Genomic DNA, 2,832 nt, shown 5'->3' on the forward strand with positions numbered 1-2,832 from the left:
TTTCAATCCTGTCAAGTCTTGTTGCTTTGTCATCACCCTCATTGACATTGATCTCAAGTGCTTTTTCTACGGCTATCAGCATCTCCAGAGCTTCTTCTTCTACCCGCTGTCCGGTTTCTTTGATGTATGTCTGAATTTCTTTAGAAATGGCGTCACGACGGTAATGCACATCGTTCTCTGTATCGAGGTTATCTATATTCAGGACACTTTCCACAGCAGTCAGTTTCTCAAGTACTTCAGGCATGACTTTGGGGTGGCCTGGTGTTTTGATGTCGTTCAGTTCATTTTCCAGCTTTGAAAGATCATAGAGTTTGTTACGCAGCATTGATTCCAGGCTTGTGCGGTCTTTCAGTGTAGTGTCTTCGATCAGATCAATACCAAGTGCCGCTGCCAGAACGGCTTTTGTCTCCTTGATGAAAGCATACTGTTTATCAAGTTGATCATCCATTGTCTTGAGTTGTTGGCGTTGAACTGCTTCTTGAGCATGCATTGCTTCAATTTTTTGAAGCAGGCATTTTTCCTGATCGTGAACATCTGCATGGATATCAAAATCCTGAATCTTCAAATGTAAGGCAATGGCTAAATAGCGGGCTTTGATATGTGCTGTTTTTCTGGTGTATGAGCTGGCGCTTTGCTGAAGATGCTTTTGAATGGACTGAAAGCGGGCATCCAGATCATTTTCATTATCCGGAACAATACCGAGTTGGCCTTCAATAGTGGCCAGATTTATTTTTACAGTGTCTTCCTCAGGTTGTCCTGTTGTGGTAACTGCTCTGAAGATTTCATTAAGTTTCTCCCGGATGCGTTTGGCTTGCTCTTCTGGTGGCATGTTATCATCCCAGTCACCTATGCCAAGCTTTGTTGCTCTTTCAGAATAGTAAGCCTTTCTGGCATCACGAAGTTGTTGTGCCAGGGCTGGAATTTGTTTGCTTTCCTGCTGAAGATCCTGTTCCCGGTTTCCCAGGGCTTCCAGTTCGACACGAAGCTTTACAAGCTCATCCTCGATTCGTTGGTTTATTTGTCGTGCTTTGAGTTTTTCCTCTTCACTGGTAACTTCTGTAGCCGATAAGTGCTGCAACTCATTTTTAATATGGAGGATTGTGGCTTCTTTTGTCTGTAGCTCCTCCAGTCTTTTATACGTTTCAGGCAGCTGCCTGATCATGTCGCTAATCACTTTGTCAGCAAACTGTTCGTCGACCCCGGGAGGACCGATCTCCTTTTTGCTGATAAAGCGAATAACAGACATGAACGTTTGAATAAAGCGTTGATTAGTCAGAAGCTCTCTAATTACGGGTTTGAAGCCGAAGTGTTTTTCGAGTTGAAACTTTAACCAGGTTGGCGTGATGACAGACCAGACCGCTTTGATGTGTCCAAATGTGAATTCAAATTGATAGTCATTGTCCGGAGTAGCACTGGTCAATGCCTGCCGGAGATATTCATAGTATATAAGCCTGGCCAGTGGATATAATTTGAATTCAGTTTTGCGTTGTTCGTAGTGTGCAGCTGACTCCTCAAGCAGTGCCAACTGCCTGCTCCGAATAACGTACTGGTAGATTCTGGTGTCGTAGCTTTTAATCTGTGTTTTTAGTGCCTCAGCGGGATAATTGTTCTCAGCTTTTTCCAGGAGTTTATGGAGGTTTTCTATAAAGGCGATATCATTCGGATACTGCAACTGACCATGGAAAACAATAACCTCCCCCGGAGTTTTTTTTACTTCCAGCTTTGGATAGCCCTCAGGCACAGGGTAAGCATAAGTATCATCTTCGACGTGCACAACATATCCGATGGGTTTACTGTGTTTTAACAGTTCATTAAGAGCCTGCTGTTGTAAATCCTCTCCCAGGACATGAACCTGAATGTAGGCAGAGGTGGCTGCTGCAAGGAGAGCCTCATCATTGACGAAGAGCGATTGGCCCAGGCGCTTCAGTTCAGGAGGCTGATCACCTCCGGAGATAAGACGCATGAAGGTACGTCCATTCACTTCAACTTGTTCTACTTCAATGGTAGCGAGGGCGACATAGTGGTCACGGGTGCCGAGTTTTCCTGCTCTTTGATCGGCACCTTCGAGCACTTCGGCCAGTTGTGCGGGTCTGGCAATTTTTGTCAACGGCTCCAGAGGTTCGATGCAATCCATTTGATCAAACACAGCCTCAACTGAATCCTGATCGGTCATTCCGGCCCTGACTTCAATGACCAGTTCTCTTTCTTCAAGGTTATGGGTGAACCTGAAGACACCCTCATCAGCCACCTTCAAAATTTTGGTGTATTTCTGAGCAACGTCATTCTCGTCTGTTTCAAACAGATCAACAATGGCAACACCAGCGTCGATGCCAGAAAGAACGTCTGTGAAAGAAGGAAAGACAAAGTCTGCATTGAATGGAGCCGGATCTGGGTAGGTGGTGGTAAAGGATTTGGGTATTGGCTGCTGGTCATCACCTAAAGTCGGCTTAACTACGGCCTCACTCTGGATCAGCTCCGCTCGTCCATTGCCGTGAATACCAACAAACTTTGTCAGCAGCCTGCGATCAGCCAGTGCCTGTGTAACCATGATGGAAGAGCTGATGGCAACAGCCACTGCAAGGCTTAATGCATTGAGACGAGTATATGTCATTCTACTACCCTTATCGTCACCCTAACCTTGCTCAAAATCTGCCTGTGTTGGTTTCACGACTTCAGGCAGAAGGCCTGATTGAGCGATATTTCTCTTGTCATGTACAGGAACTCTCTTATCATCGCTTTATTGCCATTTGTAGAAGGCACCCAGAGTGTAGAAGTAAGGAATACTTTCTGCGTGGGAGAATGACCATTTAGGCACATTTTCCTTGAAGTATT

General features: G+C 45.3%; 1 protein-coding gene. It reads right to left on the minus strand.

Annotation, left to right across the window (positions count from 1 at the left end; genetic code table 11):
* Nucleotides 1-2,611: hypothetical protein (locus KDK17_RS08850; RefSeq protein WP_257276376.1), on the minus strand; the 2,611-nt coding region annotated here is incomplete at its 3' end.
* Between the last annotated feature and the right edge of the window lie 221 nt (nt 2,612-2,832).

The sequence above is a fragment of the Endozoicomonas sp. SESOKO2 genome, assembly GCF_024606245.1.
Classification (GTDB): Bacteria; Pseudomonadota; Gammaproteobacteria; order Pseudomonadales; family Endozoicomonadaceae; genus Endozoicomonas_A.